Source organism: Emticicia sp., assembly GCF_049241225.1.
Taxonomy (GTDB): Bacteria; Bacteroidota; Bacteroidia; order Cytophagales; family Spirosomataceae; genus Emticicia.
The window spans coordinates 20,981-22,679 of record NZ_JBMLRC010000098.1; the positions used below are offsets into that span (position 1 = coordinate 20,981).

Sequence of the window (1,699 nt, forward strand, 5' to 3'; positions counted from 1 at the left end):
TTTAAACTGTCTGATTCTTGAGCAAGTGTTTTTAAGATTTGTTGAAAGCTACCAGCATCAAAGGCTTCAATTTGATGTTTTATTTTAGCAAATTCATTTTGGACCGTTGTATTCTCATCAATTTTTACATTTCCCAGCATATTGATGATAGCACTCACAAATGTGCTTGAATCGAGATAAGACATTTTTCTGCCCCAGAGCTTCCATTTTTTATCTACTTCATCTTCAAGATTTGTAATAAATGGATTGTCTTTGAGTTTTGTCCAAAGAGACTCACTTTTGTCGTTGATGGTTGCGTTGAGTTTTTTAAGGGCTTTTTGCAAGAAAGCTGCTCTTTTTTCAAAAATTGTATGAATAAATTCTACAATTCCAGAAACAAACATACTACATACAAAATAAAAGAATGTGAGCGATAATGCTACATCTAAGAAGACGGAGATGTTATTAGGATTCATGAGGTAAAATGGTTATAAACGGCTGAATGTTAAGTAATTAACATAAAACTAAAGTTTTGTTAACTTTTATTCAAGACATTTTTATTGAATGGTACTAAACAAAAAAGCCGAGTTTAAACTCGGCTTTTCGTTAGGCTTTGATAAGTGAATTTTTTGCGAAATGAATATTATTTTCCTACAGAAATCATATTTGCAAACAAGCGATAAGCACCTGGAACGCCCGCAGGAAGCTGACGGAAGAAAGCCAAACCAGTAAATACAAAATTGCCTTTTCCGTATTTTGCATACAAAACACTGCCTTCGAGTTCGGTTTCGTTGGCGTCATTCATTGCAAAAATGGTTTCGTATTTATCACTCCATTTGTCGGCGAAGTACAAACCACGTTCTTGAATCCAACCTTCAAAGTCTTTTGCTGTGATTTTGTTTGGTGAATTCAATAATGGGTGTTGTGGTTTCAATATTTTCATTGTAGCATTTTCATCTGTTACACGACCACGCCCGATTCCCATTGGGAATGGCCCGATTTCTTTTACTTTCGAAACACCATAAAAGGCATTGGTTTGGTACTGTGTCACTACATTTCCACCATTATTGACATATTCCATGAGTTTTTCTTGGAAATATTTCAAATGTTCTTCAGTGTTGTAGGCTCTTACACCAACAATAATTGCATCGAATTGGCTTAAATCTTTGGCAAGTTCAACTGGTGTTAGCATCGTTACTTGATAGCCAATTTGTTGTAGAGCCGCAGGAACTTCATCACCCGCACCTGCAATGTAACCAATCTTATTCCCTTTTTTCTTTAAGTCAATGCGAAGTGCTTTGGCTTCAGCAAATGGGAAAAGTGTAAGCGTTGGTACGTGCTTGTATTCAATGCTGGCTATTCCTCTATCATACGAACCAGATGTTGTTTGAGCAATTGCTTTGATGGTAATTTCAGAGGCCGTAGCCGACGGGAACACCTTGAATGTTACTTTTTTCTCTTCATATTTATCTTTTAATTCAAAATTGATGATGGCTGGTTCTACTTTCCAAGTGCTTGGTACATCTAATTTAATTGTACCTGTTACTCCTTTTTTACCCGCTTTCAAAGTCACAACCACATCTTTTGGGCTATTGTCCCCAAATGAATATACCTTCTCGGCAATGGTTGCTGTTACTTCTGGACGAACCTCGAAATAGCGATAAATTTCACCGTCTGATGGTTCAACAAATTTGTAGGTTAGAGGGGTTTGAAATGTAAA

Annotated in this window: 1 protein-coding gene and 1 pseudogene; both read right to left on the minus strand. The window is 36.4% G+C overall.

The annotated features are described in order from the left end of the window. Positions 1–455 (minus strand): hypothetical protein (locus ACOVO2_RS06000; protein WP_421769096.1); only part of this gene is annotated, 455 nt, incomplete at its 3' end. Positions 456–622: 167 nt separating this feature from the next. Further along, a pseudogene (locus ACOVO2_RS06005) lies at positions 623–1,699 on the minus strand (LmbE family protein); the annotation flags it as partial.